This window comes from Bartonella sp. AP58NXGY, assembly GCF_042195785.1.
GTDB lineage: Bacteria > Pseudomonadota > Alphaproteobacteria > Rhizobiales > Rhizobiaceae > Bartonella.
In genome coordinates this window covers 488-736 of record NZ_JBHIOY010000231.1, presented here as the reverse complement: position 1 = coordinate 736, position 249 = coordinate 488, and the positions used below count along the sequence as shown (strand labels likewise).

The 249-nt window shown below is 32.1% G+C and carries 1 protein-coding gene; it reads right to left on the bottom strand.

The features are described 5' to 3' along the window. A partial coding sequence (locus ACFINC_RS10635) for a hypothetical protein (RefSeq protein ID WP_375617194.1) occupies positions 1 to 249 on the bottom strand: 249 nt, incomplete at both ends.

Genomic DNA, 249 nt, shown 5'->3' with positions numbered 1-249 from the left:
AATAACTTGATTTTGATAAACTTGTATCGTCAAAGAAACCCGTATGAGGGTTATAACGATTATAATCAGAAAAGACATTTCTATTGTTTCTTTGAGAATAAACCGCTGTTGCCTTCTCTAGAACTTGCAGAAACTGCTCTATTCTATCAAAATTTTTTGCATAAACGGGGGAAGTATTTGATAAAAACGCAACGATTATGGTTCCCAACAAAAGATTTTTAAACAAATGTTGAGAGAAATGTCCGTAAT